This is a genomic window from Streptomyces sp. NPDC014894, from assembly GCF_043080985.1.
In the GTDB taxonomy this organism is placed as follows: domain Bacteria; phylum Actinomycetota; class Actinomycetes; order Streptomycetales; family Streptomycetaceae; genus Streptomyces.
On record NZ_JBIBWD010000027.1, the window covers coordinates 19,661 to 37,846 of the forward strand.

General features: G+C 74.2%; 2 protein-coding genes. Both read left to right on the plus strand.

The window, feature by feature from the left end:
* The first annotated feature begins 106 nt into the window (after nucleotides 1–106).
* Nucleotides 107–16,495: a type I polyketide synthase gene (locus tag ACF089_RS35130; protein WP_392036058.1), complete on the plus strand. Its 16,389-nt coding sequence runs from the start codon at nucleotides 107–109 to the stop codon at nucleotides 16,493–16,495.
* Nucleotides 16,496–16,780: 285 nt separating this feature from the next.
* A partial coding sequence (locus ACF089_RS35135) for a type I polyketide synthase (protein ID WP_392036061.1) occupies nucleotides 16,781–18,186 on the plus strand: 1,406 nt, incomplete at its 3' end.

An 18,186-nucleotide genomic window follows, 5' to 3' on the forward strand; every position in this document is an offset into this window, starting at 1 on the left:
CGCGCTCCCGCCGAGCCGCTCCGATTTCCACCCTCACTTCCACTTCCACTTGCACTTCCACCTGCTCCGCGCGAGCTATTCGACTCTGACCACGGGGATGGCGTAAATGGTGAACGAGGAGAAGTACCTCGATTACCTCAAGCGGGCGACGACCGACCTCCGCGAGGCCCGACGGCGGCTGCGCGAGATGGAGGAGCGGGAGCAGGAGCCCATCGCCATCGTCGCGATGAGCTGCCGCTACCCCGGCGGCGCCGACACCCCCGAGCGGTTGTGGGAGCTGGTCGCGCGCGGCGGCGACGCGGCCACCGCGTACCCGGCGGACCGGGGCTGGCACTCCGACGTCCTCTTCGACCCCGACCCCGACAGCGGGATCGAGGCGTACGAGCGGGTCGGCGGCTTCCTGCACGAAGCGGCCGACTTCGATCCCGGCTTCTTCGGGATCTCGCCGCGCGAGGCGCTGGCCATGGACCCGCAGCAGCGGCTGCTGCTGGAGATCTCCTGGGAGGCGTTCGAGCGGGCCGGGATCGACCCGGCCTCGCTGAAGGGCAGCCGGACCGGCGTCTTCACCGGACTGATGTACCACGACTACGCCGCGCGGCTGCTCAGCGTGCCCGAGGAGATCGAGGGCTTCCTCGGCAACGGCAGCTCCGGCAGCATCGCCTCCGGCCGGATCGCCTACACCCTCGGTCTCGAAGGCCCCGCCGTCACCGTCGACACAGCCTGCTCCTCCTCCCTCGTCGCCGTCCACCTCGCCGCGCAGGCCCTGCGCAACGGCGAATGCGCGCTCGCCCTGGCCGGCGGCGTCACGGTCATGTCGACGCCCGGCACCTTCACCGAGTTCAGCCGCCAGCGCGGACTGGCGGGCGACGGACGCTGCAAGTCCTTCGCCGCCGCAGCCGACGGCACCGGCTGGGGCGAGGGCGCCGGTCTGCTCGTCCTGGAACGGCTCTCCGACGCCCGGAAGAACGGCCACCCCGTCCTCGCGCTGGTCAGGGGCTCGGCGGTCAACCAGGACGGCGCGAGCAGCGGACTCACCGCCCCCAACGGCCCGTCCCAGCAGCGCGTCATCCGGCAGGCCCTCGCCGGGGCCCGGCTGACGGCGGGCCAGATCGACGCCGTCGAGGCGCACGGCACCGGTACCACCCTCGGCGACCCGATCGAGGCGCAGGCGCTGCTCGCGACCTACGGCCAGGACCGCCCCGGCGATCAGCCGCTGTGGCTGGGCTCCATCAAGTCGAACCTGGGGCACACCCAGGCCGCGGCCGGTGTCGCGGGCATCATCAAGATGGTCATGGCCATGCGCCACGGAGTGCTCCCGCGGACCCTGCACGTGGACGAGCCCACTCCGAACGTGGACTGGTCCGAGGGCGCGGTCTCGCTGCTGACGGAGGCGGTGGAGTGGCCGGAGACCGGCCGTCCGCGCCGCGCGGGCGTCTCCTCCTTCGGCATCAGTGGCACCAACGCCCACACCATCCTCGAACAGGCCCCGGACGCCGCAGAGCCCGACGCCGACGCCGACACCGCCCCGATTCCCGCACCGCCCGTACCGCCGCTCTGGAATCTCTCCGCCAAGACCCCGGCCGCGCTGCGCGACCAGGCGCGCAAGCTCCACGCGCACCTCATCGCGCACCCGCACGCCGCCACCGCCACCGTCGGAGACATCGCCCACTCCCTCGCCACCGCGCGCACCGACTTCGAACACCGCGCCGTCCTCACCGCCGCCGACGGGCCCGGACTCCGTCACGCCCTGGAGACCCTCGCGGACCTCGACCCCGACGCGACCGCGCCGGGCAGCACCCAGCCGGGCATCACCCAGGGCCGCCCGGTCGCCGGGAAGCTGGCGTTCCTGTTCACGGGGCAGGGGAGCCAGCGGCTGGGGATGGGGGCTGAGCTGTATGAGGCGTATCCGGTGTTCGCGGCTGCGCTGGACGAGGTGTGCGCCGGTTTCGAGCTGCCGTTGAAGGGAGCGCTGTTCTCGTCCGAGAGTGGTGCTCTCGATGAGACGTCGTACACGCAGCCCGCGCTGTTCGCGATCGAGGTCGCCCTCTTCCGGCTGTTCGAGGCGTGGGGTGTCCGGCCGGACTTCGTGTCGGGTCATTCGATCGGTGAGATCGCGGCCGCGCATGTCGCAGGGGTGTTTTCTCTCCAGGACGCGTGCACGCTGGTGGCCGCTCGTGGCCGTCTGATGCAGGCGCTGCCGACCGGTGGCGTGATGATCGCCGTCCAGGCGTCGGAGGACGAGGTGCTGCCTCACCTCACCGACCGGGTGAGCATCGCAGCGGTCAACGGCCCGCAGTCGGTCGTCATCGCGGGCGACGAGGACGCGGCCCTCGCGGTCGTCGCCCGCTTCGCCGACCGCAAGACCAAGCGGCTCACGGTCAGCCACGCCTTCCACTCGCCGCACATGGACGGCATGCTCGACGCCTTCCGCCAGGTCGCCGAGGGGCTCACGTACCAGGCCCCGTCCATCCCGGTCGTCTCGAACCTCACCGGCGCGCTCGTCACCGACGAGATGTCGTCGCCCGATTTCTGGGTACGGCACGTCCGCGAGGCCGTCCGCTTCCTCGACGGTGTGCGGGCTCTCGCCGAGCGCAATGTCGTGCACTTCGTGGAGCTGGGCCCGGACGCCGTGCTCACCGCCATGGCACAGGACTGCCCTGTCGGCGACACCGCCGCGTTCATGCCCGTACTCCGCAAGGACCGTTCCGAGACCGCGACCCTGACGGGCGCGCTCGCCCGGCTCCACACGCGCGGAGTCCCGGTCGACTGGGACGCGTACTACGCCGGGACCGGCGTCCGGCGCGCGGAACTCCCCACCTACGCCTTCCAGCGCGCGCACTACTGGCTCGACGCGGGCCGCCTCGCCGGAGACGTGTCGGCCGCCGGACTCGGCTCCTTCGACCACCCCCTCCTCGGCGCGGCCGTCGTGCTCGCCGGCGCCGACGGTCTGCTCTGCACCGGCCGCCTCGCGCTCGACACCCACCCCTGGCTCGCCGACCACGCCGTCATGGGCTCGGCCGTGCTGCCCGGTACGGCCTTCGTGGAGCTGGCGATCCGCGCGGGCGACCAGATCGGCTGCGACCTGCTCGAAGAGCTGACCCTCCACGCGCCCCTCGTACTCCCCGAGCACGGCGGCGTACAGCTCCAGCTGTGGGCCGGCGCGCCGGACGAGACCGGGCGACGCTCTCTCTCCGTGCACTCCAGGCCCGAGCCCGCCGCCGACGGCGAGCAGACCGTCGAATCCGATGAGCCGTGGACGCGTCACGCCGACGGAATCCTCACCTCCGGCGCGCCCCGGCCGAGTGCCGCGCCCGAGATCTGGCCCCCCGCCGACGCCGTGCCGCTCCCCGTCGAGGACCTCTACACGGGTCTCGCCGAGGCCGGACTGCGGTACGGCCCCGCCTTCCGGGGTGTACGGGCCGCCTGGCGCGGCGGCGACGACGCCACGGCGTACGCCGAGATCGAGCTGACCGGCGAACAGCGCGCCGAGGCGGCCAGGTTCGGCCTCCACCCCGCTCTGCTCGACGCCGCGCTGCACACCGTCGGACTCGCCGGACTGATCGAGGACACCGGCCGGGGCCGGCTGCCGTTCTCCTGGAACGGGGTGTCCCTGCACGCGGTCGGCGCTTCGGTGCTGCGCGTACGCCTGGCGAAGGCCGGTCCGGACGCGGTGTCCCTCGCGCTGGCCGACGGCGAGGGGCGGCCCGTCGCCGACATCGAGTCGCTCGCCCTGCGCGCGGTCTCCGCCGAGCAGCTCCGGGGCGGAGGCCGGAGCGGGCACCACGACGCGCTGTTCCGGGTGGACTGGACACCGCTTCCGCTGCCCGCCGCCGACCACGAGGGAGAGCGGCGCTGGGCCGTTCTCGGCGGAGCGTTCGACCACGGAGCCTCCGGCGCGGACCCCGCCCGTCCCGCCCGCCACACCGACCTGCCCGCGCTGCTCGCGGCTCTCGACGCGGGCGGCGGTCCGGCGCCGGACGCGGTGTTCGTACGGCAGCCCCACACCCCCGCGCTCACCCCCGAGGCGGTGCACGAGGCCGCTCATCGCACCCTCGAACTGCTGCGGGGCTGGCTCGCGGACGAGCGGCTCGCCGAGACGCGGCTGGTCCTGCTGACCCGGGGCGCGGTCGCCGCCGGGGACCGCCGGCCGGACCCGGTGCAGGCGGCCGTCTGGGGCCTGGTCGGCTCCGCGCAGTCCGAGCACCCGGGCCGCTTCATCCTGCTCGACGCCGAGGACAACCGCGGTCCCGGCACCGACAGGGGCTTCGGCACTGACGGGGCGGCGCTGCCCCCGGCCTCCGTACTCGCCGCCGTCCTCGCCTCCGACGAGCCGCGCGTCGCCCTGCGCGACGGGAACGCCCACGTACCCCGGCTCGCCAGAGTCCCCGCGCGTACTCCGGCCGAGACGCCGACGGCGTACGGCGTGGACGGCACGGTGCTGGTCACGGGTGCGAGCGGGACGCTGGGCGGGCTGGTGGCGCGTCATCTGGTCGCTGAGCGCGGGGTGCGGAACGTACTGCTGCTGAGCCGTCGTGGCGAGCGGGCTCCGGGCGCGGCCGAACTGGCCCGTGAGCTGGGCGAGTCGGGGGCCCGGGTGACCTGGGCTGCGTGTGACGCGGCCGACCGGGACGCGCTGGCGGCCGTGCTGGCGGCGATTCCCGCCGAGCACCCGCTGACCGCCGTCGTGCACACCGCCGGAGTCCTCGACGACGGCGTCCTCGAATCCCTCACCCCCGAACGCCTCTCCGCCGTGCTACGCCCCAAGGCCGACGCGGCGCTCCACCTCCACGAACTGACCCAGGGCCTCGAACTCTCCGCCTTCGTGCTCTTCTCCTCGGCCGCCGGAGTCTTCGGCGCGCCGGGCCAGGGCAACTACGCGGCGGCCAACGCCTTCCTGGACGCCCTCGCCCAGCACCGGCGGGCCATGGGGCTCCCAAGCCAGTCGCTGGCCTGGGGCCTGTGGGCCGACGCCGACGGCATGGCGGGCGCGCTCGCCGACGCCGATCTCGACCGGATGAGGCGCGGCGGCGTCCAAGGTCTCTCCGCCACGGAGGGCCTCGCGCTGCTGGACCTCGCCGAAGCCCTCGCCACGACCACGACCACGACCACGGATACGGGTACGGATACGGGTACGGGTACGGGTACGGGTACGGGTACGGGTACGGGTACGACCGTGGGCGTGGGCGTGGGCGCGGGCGTGGGCGCGGGCGTGGACGCCGAGGCCGCCCACAGCCTGCTCGTCCCCATGCGGCTGACCCTCCCCGCGGCCGGCGGCGACATCGCCCCGCTGCTGCGCGGACTGGTCCGCGCCCCCGCCCGCCGCGCCGCCTCGGGCCACGGCCCGTCGGATCGGTCCACCCTGGCGGGGCGGCTCCTCGGGCTCGACGCCCCCGGGCAGGAGCGGCTCCTGCTCGACCTCGTCCGAGGCCATGTCGCCGATGTGCTCGGACACGGCTCCCCGGACGCCGTCGAACCCGAACACGCCTTCAGCGAGCTGGGCTTCGACTCCCTCACGGCGGTCGAACTGCGTAACCGGCTCAGCGCCGCCGTCGGCGTCAGGCTGCCCGCCACCCTGATCTTCGACCATCCGACCTCGCTCGTCCTCGCCCGCCATCTGGCCGCCGCACTCGGCTCCGCGCCCACCCGTCCCTCCGCCGGCCCGGCGGCGCCCGCCGCCGTGGACGACGACCCGATCGCCATCGTCGCGATGAGCTGCCGCTACCCGGGTGGTGTCACCAGCCCCGAGGAACTCTGGCGGCTCCTGGAGAGCGGCGGCGACGCGATCACCGGCTTCCCCGACGACCGGGGCTGGGACATCGAGGCGCTGTACGACCCCGACCCGGACCACCCGGGCACCTCCTACACCCGCGAGGGCGGCTTCCTCCACGACGCCGCCGCCTTCGACCCCGCGTTCTTCGGGATCAGCCCGCGTGACGCCGTCGGCACCGACCCGCAGCAGCGGCTGCTCCTGGAGACCTCCTGGGAGGCGTTCGAACGGGCCGGGATCGACCCCGCGACCGTCCGGGGCAGCAGGACCGGCGTGTTCGCCGGGGTGATGTACCACGACTACGCGGCCCTGCTGGAGGGCTCGGCCGACGGCGCGGACGGCTCACTGGGCTCCGGCAGCACCGGCAGCATCGCGTCCGGCCGGGTCTCCTACACCTTCGGCCTGGAGGGACCTGCGGTCACCATCGACACCGCCTGCTCCTCCTCCCTCGTCGCCCTGCACATGGCGGTCCAGGCGCTGCGCACCGGCGAGTGCGACATGGCGCTCGCGGGCGGCGTCACCGTCATGGCCACCCCGGGCACCTTCGTCGGCTTCAGCCGTCAGCGCGGGCTCTCCGCCGACGGCCGCTGCCGGGCGTTCTCGGCGGACGCCGACGGCACCGGCTGGGGCGAGGGCGTCGGCATGCTGCTCGTGGAGCGGCTCTCCGACGCACGTGCCAAGGGCCACCCGGTCCTCGCGATCGTGCGCGGCTCGGCGGTCAACCAGGACGGCGCGAGCAACGGTCTCACCGCCCCCAACGGTCCGTCCCAGCAGCGCGTCATCCACGCCGCCCTGAGCGGCGCGGGCCTCGCGCCCGCCGAGATCGACGCCGTGGAGGCGCACGGCACGGGCACCAGCCTGGGCGACCCGATCGAGGCCCAGGCCCTGCTGGCCGCCTACGGCCAGGACCGGCCCGAGGAGCGGCCGCTGTGGCTGGGCTCCATCAAGTCGAACCTGGGGCACACCCAGGCGGCGGCCGGCGTCGCGGGCATCATCAAGATGGTCCTCGCCATCCGCCACGGCGTGCTGCCGCGCACCCTGCACGCCGAGCGGCCCTCGCCGCACGTCGACTGGACCGAGGGCGCGGTGTCGCTGCTCACCGAGTCCATGCCCTGGCCCGAGACGGGCCGTCCGCGCCGGGCAGGCGTCTCCTCGTTCGGCATCAGCGGCACCAACGCGCACACCATCCTCGAACAAGCCCCCGAGGCCCCCGAAGCCCCTGCCGCCGCCGAGCCTGTCGCCGGGCCCGACGCGGAGCACGCCGCCGAGATCGACGCGCCCGCCGACGCCGCCGCCGTCTCGCCGCGCCTGGTGCCGCTGTGCCTCTCCGCCCGTGGCGAGGACGCGCTGTCCGCCCAGGCCGAGGCCCTGCGGACCCATCTGACGGCCCACCCCGCAGCCACCGTCACGGACCTGGCCCACTCCCTGGCCACCGACCGCGCCGCCTTCGACCACCGAGCCGTCCTGCTCGCCGCCGACCGCGCCGCCGTCGACACCGCACTGGCCGCACTGGCCGCCGGGGGCACGGCCCCCGGCGTCGTCCGGGGCAGGGTCGCCAAGGGCGGTCGTACGGCGTTCCTGTTCACGGGGCAGGGGAGTCAGCGGCCGGGGATGGGGGCTGAGCTGTACGAGGCGTATCCGGTGTTCGCCTCCGCCTTGGACGAGGTGTGCGCGGGCTTCGATCTTCCGTTGAAGGAAGCGCTGTTCTCGTCCGAGAGCGGTGCTCTCGACGAGACCGCCTATACCCAGCCCGCCCTCTTCGCCATCGAGGTCGCCCTCTTCCGGCTCCTCGAAGCGTGGGGTGTACGCCCGGACTTCGTGTCGGGTCATTCGATCGGTGAGATCGCGGCCGCGCATGTCGCAGGGGTGTTTTCTCTCCAGGACGCCTGCACGCTGGTCGCCGCTCGTGGCCGTCTGATGCAGGCTCTGCCGACCGGTGGCGTGATGGTCGCCGTCCAGGCTTCTGAGGACGAGGTGCTGCCTCACCTCACCGACCGGGTGAGCATCGCCGCGATCAACGGCCCCCAGTCGGTCGTCATCGCGGGCGACGAGGACGCGGCCCTCGCGGTGCTCGGCCACTTCGCCGACCGCAAGTCCAAGCGGCTCACGGTCAGCCATGCGTTCCACTCGCCCCACATGGACGGCATGCTCGACGCCTTCCGCCAGGTCGCCGAGGGGCTCACGTACCAGGCCCCGACCATCCCGGTCGTCTCCAACCTCACCGGCGGGCTCGTCACCGACGAGATGTCGTCGCCCGGCTTCTGGGTCCGCCATGTCCGTGAGGCCGTCCGCTTCCTGGACGGCATACGCGCCCTGGAGACCGCCGGGGTCACCACGTATCTCGAACTCGGCCCGGACGGCGTCCTCTCCGCCCTCGCCCAGGAGTGCGTCGAGGGCGCTGCCTTCGCACCGCTGCTGCGTGCCGACCGCCCCGGTACGGAGACGGCGGCCGCCGCGCTCGCGGAGGCGTATGCGCGCGGCGTGGCCGTGGACTGGGAGGCGTACTTCGCCGGGACCGGCGCGCGGCGCGTGGAGCTGCCGACGTACGCCTTCCAGCGTGAGCGCTACTGGCCGCGCCCCGGTCTGGCGCTGCCCGGTGACACCGCCGCCCTCGGGCTGGCCCCGGCCGGCCATCCGCTGCTGGGCGCCGAGGTGGCGCTCGCGGACGCCGACGGTTCTGTCTTCACCGGCCGGCTCTCGCTGCGGACGCACCCCTGGCTGGCGGACCACGCCGTCATGGGCTCCGTACTGCTCCCGGGCACGGCGCTCGTGGAGCTGGCCCTGCACGCGGGCGAGCGCGTCGGCTGCCCCGCCCTGGAGGAGCTGACCCTCCAGGCCCCGCTGGTCCTGCCCGAGCGCGGCGCGATCCGTCTTCAGCTCGTCGTCGGGGCCCCCGACGGCGCGGGCCGCCGGACCGTGGCCGTCCACTCCCGCCCCGACACGGACGACGAGCCCTGGCTGCGCCACGCCGACGGCCTGCTGTCGGACGACGTACGGGCGGCGGACTCCGCCGACCTCTCCGTATGGCCCCCCGCCGGGGCGGCCGCCGTACCGGTCGACACCGCCTACGACACCCTTGAGGCCTCCGGCCTCGGCTACGGCCCCCTGTTCCGGGGCCTGCGGGCCGCCTGGCGGCGTGACGGCGAACTCTTCGCCGAACTCGCCCTGCCCGCGGACGCCCAGCCCGACGCGGCCGGATACGGACTGCATCCCGCGCTCTTCGACTCGGCGCTGCACACCCTGGCGCTGGGCGGTGTGACGCCGGCCGACGACGCTGACGAGCCGGCCGGCGGCGCGCGGCTGCCGTTCGCCTGGACCGGGGTGCGGCTGTACGCGGCCGGAGCCTCGGCCGCCCGTGTCCGGCTGGCCGCCGCCGGACCGGACGCGGTCTCGCTGGACCTCGCCGATCCGGCGGGCGACCCGATCGCCTCCGTCGAATCGCTGGTGCTGCGCGCCGTCTCGGCGGAGCGGATCGGCGCGGCGCGCGGTGACCGTCGCGATGACCTGTACGGGGTCGAATGGACCGCGCTGCCGGCGGACCGTACGGCCGCTTCGGCGCACGTCGGCCACGCCGTGGTGGGCGAGGCCGTGGCCGGGCTCGAAGGCCCGGTTCACCCGGACCTCGCCGCGCTGGCGGCCGACCCCGCCCCCACGCCCGGGCTGGTCTTCATCACCGCCGACACCGCCCGTGGCGGCGCGGCGAAGGTGCCGGAAGCGGTGCACGCCCGTACGGCCGGCGCGCTCGCCCTCGTCCAGGAATGGCTGGCCGAGGAGCGGTTCGCCGACTCCCGGCTGGTCTTCGTCACCCGGAACGCCCTGTCGGTCGCACCGGACGAGCCCGTCCGCGATCTCGCGGGCGCGGCGCTCCGGGGCCTGGTCCGTACGGCCGGCACCGAGCACCCGGGCCGCTTCGGCCTGGTGGATGTGGACGGCTCGGACGCCGAGGCTCTGTCGTCGGTGCTCGGTTCGGGTGAGCCGGAGGTCGCGGTTCGGGCCGGGGCGCTGCTGGCTCCGAGGCTGGTGCGTGCGTCTGTCCCTGAGGCCGGTGGTGTCTTCGGCTCTGACGGTGTGGTGTTGGTGACGGGTGCGAGTGGGACGTTGGGCGGTCTGTTCGCCCGGCATCTGGTGGTGGAGCGGGGTGTTCGCCGTCTGTTGTTGGTGAGTCGTCGTGGCGGGGCCGCTGAGGGGGCCGTGGAGCTGTCGGCGGAGCTGGCCGCGCTGGGTGCGAGTGTGGAGTGGGCGGCGTGTGACGTCGCTGATCGTGAGGCGCTCGCCGGGGTGCTGTCCGGGCGTCGGATCGCGGCTGTGGTGCATACGGCGGGTGTGCTGGACGACGGTGTGATCGGGTCGCTGACCTCGGAACGCCTGTCGGCCGTGCTGCGTCCGAAGGTGGACGCGGCGTGGAATCTGCATGAGCTGACGCGGGACATGGATCTGTCGGCGTTCGTGCTGTTCTCGTCGGCCGCCGGTGTGTTCGGCGGTGCGGGTCAGGCGAATTACGCGGCGGCGAATGTGTTCCTGGACGCTCTGGCGCAGCAGCGCCGGGCCCGGGGGCTGGCTGCGACGTCTTTGGCCTGGGGGTTGTGGGCGGAGTCGTCGGCGATGACGGGGGAGCTGGCGGAGGCGGACCGGGAGCGTATGGGCCGGGGCGGGGTGTCGGCGCTGTCGTCCGGGGAGGGTGTGGCGCTGTTCGATGCCGCGTCGGCCTCGGAGCGGGCGCTGTTCGTGCCGGTGAAGCTGGACCTGGCCGGGCTGCGGGCCCAGGCGTCCGGCGGCGGGCTGATCCCGCCGCTGCTGCGCGGACTCGTCCGCACCCCCGCCCGCCGCACCGCCCGCAGCGCCCCGGCCGGGACGCCGGCGGAGGAGATCGCCGGGCTGACGGCCGCCGAGCAGGGCGCTTACGTACTGAATCTGGTCCGCACCGAGGCCGCCACCGTCCTCGGGTTCGCCGGTCCTGAGGCGGTCGAGACGGACCGCTCCTTCCGTGAGCTGGGCTTCGACTCGCTGAGCGCCGTCGAACTGCGCAACCGGCTGAGCGCGGCCGTCGGACTGCGGCTGCCCGCCACCCTGGTCTTCGACTATCCGACCTCGGCGGTCCTCGCCGACCATCTGCGGGCCGAACTGATCGGCGAACTGCCCGGCGCCGGAGCCCCGGCGGTCGCCGTCGCCGCGCGGGACGACGAGCCGATCGCGATCGTCGGTCTGGGCTGCCGCTACCCCGGCGGCGTGGAGAGCCCCGAGGACCTCTGGCGGTTCGTCCAGGACGGCGGGGACGCCATCTCGGACTTCCCCGAAGACCGGGGCTGGGACATCGCGGCGCTCTTCGACGCCGACCCCGACCAGCAGGGCACCAGCTACGCCCGCGCGGGCGGCTTCGTCCGCGACGCGGACCGGTTCGACCCCGCGTTCTTCGGGATCTCGCCGCGCGAGGCCGTCGCCATGGACCCGCAGCAGCGGCTGCTCCTGGAGACCTCCTGGGAGGCGTTCGAGCGCGCCGGGATCGACCCGTCGACCCTGCGCGGCAGCCGGACCGGGGTCTTCGCCGGAGTCATGTACCACGACTACGCCTCCCGGCTCACGGCGCTCCCCGAAGGCGTCGAAGGCTTCCTCGGCACGGGCAACGCGGCCAGCGTGATCTCCGGCCGGCTGTCGTACGCCTTCGGTCTGGAGGGTCCGGCGGTCACCGTCGACACCGCCTGCTCGTCCTCCCTGGTCGCCCTGCACCTCGCGGTGCAGGCGCTGCGCGGGGGCGAGTGCGACATGGCGCTCGCGGGCGGGGTCACCGTGATGGCGACCCCGGCCCCCTTCGTGGAGTTCAGCCGCCAGCGCGGCCTCGCCGCGGACGGCCGGTGCAAGGCGTTCTCGGCCGACGCCGACGGCACCGGCTGGGCCGAGGGCGCGGGCGTCCTGCTGGTGGAGCGGTTGTCGGACGCGCGGGCGAAGGGGCATCCGGTCTTGGCGGTGGTGCGTGGTTCGGCGGTGAATCAGGATGGTGCGAGTAATGGTCTGACGGCTCCGAACGGTCCGTCGCAGCAGCGGGTGATTCGTCAGGCGCTGGCGAACGCGGGTGTGTCGGCCGGTGAGGTCGATGTGGTGGAGGCGCACGGTACGGGTACGTCGTTGGGTGATCCGATCGAGGCGCAGGCGTTGTTGGCGACGTACGGTCGGGAGCGGTCGGCGGGTCGGCCGTTGTTGTTGGGTTCGGTGAAGTCGAACTTCGGTCATACGCAGGCGGCTGCCGGTGTGGCGGGTGTGATCAAGATGGTGGAGGCGATGCGGCACGGGGTGGTGCCGAGGACGCTGCATGTGGATGAGCCGACTCCGCATGTCGACTGGTCGGCTGGTGCGGTCTCGCTGGTGACGGAGGCGGTGGAGTGGCCGGATACGGGCCGTCCGCGCCGGGCCGCCGTATCGTCCTTCGGCTTCAGCGGCACCAACGCGCACACCATCATCGAACAGGCTCCACAGCCCGAGCCGACGCCCGAAACGCGGCCGAGGCCCCGGCGGGCCCCGGGCAGTGTGCCGTGGCTGCTCTCCGGCAAGACCGCCGAGGCGCTGCGCGAGCAGGCCGCACGGCTGAGGGCGTACGCGATCGACCACCCCGGCCTGGACCTCGCCGACCTCGGCTACGCCCTGGCCACGAGCCGAACGGCACTGGACCGCCGGGCCGCCGTCGTCGCCGACGACCGCGAGGACTTCCTCGCCGGCCTCGCGGCCCTCGCCGAGGGCTCCTCGACGGCTCGACTCACCGAGGGCTCGCCGTCCGGCGGGAAGCTGGCGTTCCTGTTCACCGGACAGGGGAGTCAGCGGGCAGGGATGGGCGCCGAGCTGTACGAGGCGTATCCGGTGTTCGCGGCCGCCCTGGACGAGGTGTGCGCCGGTTTCGATCTGCCGTTGAAGGAAGCGCTGCTCTCGTCCGAGAGCGGTGCTCTCGACGAGACCGCCTACACCCAGCCCGCGCTGTTCGCGATAGAGGTCGCCCTCTTCCGGCTGTTCGAAGCGTGGGGCGTTCGGCCCGACTTCCTCTCCGGTCATTCGATCGGTGAGATCGCCGCCGCCCATGTCGCCGGGGTGTTCTCCCTGGCCGACGCGTGCACGCTGGTCGCCGCGCGCGGACGGCTCATGCAGGCCCTCCCGACCGGTGGCGTGATGGTCGCCGTACAGGCCGCCGAGGAGGAAGTCCTTCCGCTGCTCACCGACCGGGTCAGCATCGCCGCGATCAACGGCCCGCAGTCGGTGGTCATCGCGGGCGACGAGGACGCCGCCCTCGCGGTCACCGCCCACTTCGCCGACCGCAAGACCAAGCGCCTCACCGTCAGCCACGCGTTCCACTCGCCCCACATGGACGGCATGCTCGACGCGTTCCGCGAGGTCGCCGAGGGGCTCTCGTACCAGGCCCCGTCCATCCCGGTCGTCTCCAACCTGACCGGCGCGCTCGTCACCGACGAGATGTCGTCGCCCGACTTCTGGGTCCGCCACGTCCGCGAAGCCGTCCGCTTCCTGGACGGCATCCGCGCCCTGGAGTCCTCGGGCGTCACGACCTGTCTGGAACTGGGCCCCGGCGGTGTCCTCTCCGCCCTCGCCCAGGAGTGCGTCGGCGACGACGACCGCGCGGTCTTCGTACCCGTACTGCGCCATGAGCGCCCCGAGCCCGACACCGTCACCACCGCCGTCGCCGTGGCCCATCTGCGGGGCGTCCCGGTCGACTGGAAGGCGTACTACAGCGGGACCGGCGCGCGGCGCGTGGAGCTGCCGACGTACGCCTTCCAGCGGCAGCGCTACTGGCTGGAGGCCCCGGCGCACGCGCTGAGCGGGGATGTGGCGTCGGCCGGGATCGGCGCGGCCGGGCATCCGCTGCTGGGCGCGGCGGTCGAGCTGCCGGACTCGGACGGCTTCCTCTTCACCGGCAGGCTCTCGCTCCGGACGCACCCCTGGCTCGCCGACCACACCGTCGCGGGGACCGTGCTGCTCCCCGGGGCCGCGCTCGTGGAGCTGGCCGTGCGCGCCGGGGACCACGCGGGCTGCGACCTCCTGGAGGATCTGACGCTGCGGGCGCCGCTGGTGCTGCCCGCGGTGGGCGGAGTGCAGCTCCGGATCGCCGTCGCCGGGGCCGACGCCTCGGAACGGCGGAGCTTCGACGTCTACTCGCGCCCCGAGGAGGCCGCGTTCGAGGAGCCGTGGACCCGGCACGCGGGCGGAGTGCTCGCCGTCGCGGGCCCGGCCGCGCCGCCGGAGCCGCAGGCCGAGTGGCCGCCCGCCGGAGCGGAACCGGTCGACGTCGACGGTCTCTACCCGTCCTTCGACGCGATCGGGCTCGGCTACGGGCCCGCGTTCCGCAATCTGCGGCTCGCCTGGCGGCGCGGCGACGAGGTGTACGCCGAGATCGCCCTCGCCGACGACCGGGTGGCGGAAGGCGCTCTGTACGGGCTGCACCCGGCGCTGCTCGACGCGGCGCTGCACGCGGTGGGCCTCGGGGAGTTCTTCCCCGGCGGTTCGGACGGCGCCAGGCTGCCGTTCTCCTGGGACGGTGTGCGGCTGCACGCCGTGGGGGCGTCCGCGCTGCGCGTACGGATGTCTCCCGCCGGTACGGACGCCGTCGCGCTGAGCATCGAGGACGAGGCCGGCGCGCCGGTCCTCACCGTCGACTCGCTCGTTCTGCGCCCCCTCGCCCCCGGAGCGCTCGGCGGCGGCGACCCCGCCCGGGAAGCGATGTTCCGGGTCGACTGGCCCGTACTGCCGCTGCCGGAGACCGAGCCGCCGGCCGGCGGACGGTGGGCGCTGCTGGGCGGCGACCCGCTGAAGTCGGCCGCCGCGCTGGAGCGCACCGGCGTCCTGGCGCGGGACGCGGCCTTCGGCGCGGACCTCGACGACAGCGGCGGCCACTATCCGGACCTGTCGGCTCTCGGCGACGCGGCCGACCGGGCCGAGGCGCTCGGTGAGCCGGCCCCGGAGACGGTCCTCGTCTCCATGGCGCCCCAGCTCGGGCCGTCCGGCGGGCTCCCCCCGGCCGCGCGCGCCGCCTCGGCGGACGCCCTGCGGCTGGTCCAGTCCTGGCTGGCCGACGAGCGCTTCGCCGCCTCCCGGCTGGCGATCGTGACCCAGAGGGCCGTCGCGGCCGACGCCGACGAGGACATCGAGGATCTGACGCACGCGGCCGTGTGGGGGCTGGTGCGCTCCGCGCAGGCCGAGCACCCCGACCGGCTGGTGCTGGTCGACGTCGACGGCGAGGACGCCTCGTACCGGGCGCTGCCCGCGGCGCTCGACAGCGACGAGACCCAGCTCGCGATACGCGGCGGGCAGGTGCGCGCCGCGCGTCTGGCCCGGGCCGACACTCTCTCCTCTGCCGGGACCGCTTCGGGCTTCGCCCCGGACCCGGCGGGCACCGTCCTCATCACCGGCGCGGGCGGCACCCTCGGCGGGCTGTTCGCCCGGCATCTGGTGGTGGAGCACGGTGTGCGGCGGTTGTTGCTCACGAGTCGGCGGGGTGGGGCGGCCGGGGGTGCTGCGGAGCTGGCGTCCGAGTTGACCGCGCTGGGTGCGGAGGTGACGTGGGCGGCGTGTGACGCGGCCGACCGGGAGGCGCTGGCCGCGCTGCTGGCCGCGATACCCGGCGACCGCCCGCTGACGGCCGTCGTGCACGCCGCCGGGGTGCTCGACGACGGCACCGTCGAAGCGCTGACCGCCGAGCGGATGGACCGGGTGCTCCGGCCGAAGATCGACGCGGCGTGGCATCTGCACGAGCTGACGCGGGACATGGACCTGTCGGCGTTCGTGCTGTTCTCCTCGGCCGCCGGGGTCTTCGGCAACGCGGGCCAGGCCAACTACGCGGCCGGCAACGCCTTCCTCGACGCCCTCGCCCGGCACCGCGGGGCCCAGGGCCTGCCGGCGGTCTCCCTGGCCTGGGGCCTGTGGGACGACGAGGCAGGCATGGCCGCCTCGCTCGGCGACCACGACCGGGAGCGGCTGAGCCGGGGCAGCATGAACGCGCTCACCGCCGCCGAGGGGCTCGCGCTCTTCGACGCGGCGCTGCCGGACGCGGAGTCCGGCGGCGGCGAGCCGGCGGCGAGCGTGCTCGTGCCCGCCCGGCTCGACCTCGCCGCCCTGCGCGCCCAAGTGGGCGACCCCGTGCCGCCGTTGCTGCGCGGGCTGCTCCGTACCCCGGTACGGCGCCGCGCGGGCGCTACGGCGGCGGACGCGCCGGACTCCCTGGCCGCCAAGCTCGCCAGGCTGCCCGCCGCCGAGCGGGACCGGGCCCTTCTGGACCTGGTCTGCGCCCAGGTCGCCCAGGTGCTGGGACACAGCGGGACGGCCGCCGTCCAGCCGGGCAGCGCGTTCAAGGAGCTGGGCTTCGACTCGCTGACGGCGATCGAGCTGCGGAACCGGCTGGGCGCGGCCACCGGGCTGCGGCTGCCGGCCACGCTGATCTTCGACTATCCGACTCCCGAGGCGCTCAGCGGACATCTGCGCTCCGGGCTGCCGCTCGGCGACGACGGGCCGTCCGTCTTCGGCGAACTGGACCGCCTGGAGGCCGCCTTGGCGGACGCGGGCGCGGACAGCGTGATCCGCTCGCGGATCACCATGCGCCTTCAGGCCCTCATGGCCAAATGGCACGAGGCACAGGAGACGAACGGCGCGGCCGGGGAGGGGGACGGCGATGACGACGATCTCGAATCGGCCACCGACGACGAGCTGTTCGATCTGCTCGACGACGAACTCGGCGGTTCCTGAGCGGGCTGCCGAGCGACGCTGAGGAGACGCCCGGGTCCCGGCCTCCGGGCGGGACCTCGGGGGACGCCCGCCGGGCCGTCCCCCGAGGCGAGGCCCGGGCCGCCGAGGAGACCACCGGGGAGACCGGCGGCGGCCCTGTCTCCCACTCGGCCGGCGACGGCCGGATGAGCTTCACCGTCATCACCCCGAAAACGGGGCCACGGGATCCCACCCGGGAGAGCCGGGCCCGCCCCGACGACGACCGACCAGTACAACCGCCTCTCTGGCATGGAGCCGACGCACATGGTGAACGAGGACAAGCTTCGCGACTACCTCAAGCGGGCGACCGCCGATCTGCGCCAGGCCCGCAGGCGGTTGCGCGAGGTGGAGGAGAAGGACCAGGAGCCCATCGCCATCGTCGCGATGAGCTGCCGCTACCCCGGCGGCGTCCGCACCCCCGAGGATCTGTGGCGGCTGGTCGAGAACGGCGACGACGCGGTCTCCGGCTTCCCCGTGGACCGTGGCTGGGACATGGAGACGCTGTACGACGCCGACCCCGACAGCGCGGGCTCCAGCTATGTCAGCGAGGGCGCGTTCCTCTACGACGCGGCCCGTTTCGACCCCGCGCCCTTCGGGATCTCGCCGCGTGAGGCCCTCGCCATGGATCCGCAGCAGCGGCTGCTGCTGGAGACCTCGTGGGAGGCGTTCGAGCGGGCGGGCATCGATCCGTCGTCCGTGCGCGGCAGCCGGACAGCGGTCTTCGCCGGGGTGATGTACCACGACTACACCGCGCGTCTCGACTCCGTGCCCGAGGGCGTCGAGGGCTTCCTCGGCACCGGCAGCTCCGGCAGCATCGCCTCCGGCCGGGTGGCCTACACCTTCGGTCTGGAGGGCCCGGCGGTCACCGTCGACACGGCCTGCTCGTCCTCCCTGGTCACCCTGCATCTCGCGGTGCAGGCGCTGCGCAACGGCGAGTGCTCCCTCGCGCTCGCGGGCGGCGTCACCGTGATGGCCACCCCCGCCACCTTCACCGAGTTCAGCCGTCAGCGCGGCCTCGCCGCCGACGGCCGCTGCAAGCCCTTCGCCGCCGCCGCCGACGGCACCGGCTGGGGCGAGGGAGTGGGCATGCTCCTCGTGGAGCGGCTCTCCGACGCCCGCAGGAACGGCCATCCGGTCCTCGCGGTGGTGCGCGGTTCGGCGATCAACCAGGACGGCGCGTCCAACGGACTCACCGCCCCCAACGGCCCCTCCCAGCAGCGCGTCATCCATCAGGCGCTCACCAACGCGCGGCTGTCGGCGGCCGATGTCGACGTCGTGGAGGCGCACGGTACGGGGACGACCCTCGGCGACCCGATCGAGGCGCAGGCGGTCCTCGCGACCTACGGCCAGGACCGGCCCGCCGATCAGCCGCTGCTGCTGGGCTCGATCAAGTCGAACATCGGCCACACCCAGGCCGCCGCCGGAGTCGCCGGCATCATCAAGATGGTCCAGGCGATGCGCCACGGCGTCGTGCCGAAGACCCTCCACCTGGACGAGCCCACCCCGCACGTCGACTGGGAGGCCGGAGCCGTCTCCCTGATCGGCGAGACCGTGCCCTGGCCGACGACCGGTGCTCCCCGTCGTGCGGGGGTGTCGTCGTTCGGTTTCAGTGGGACGAACGCGCATGTGATCGTGGAGGAGGCTCCGGGGGAGGAGTCGGCGGCGGACGCGGA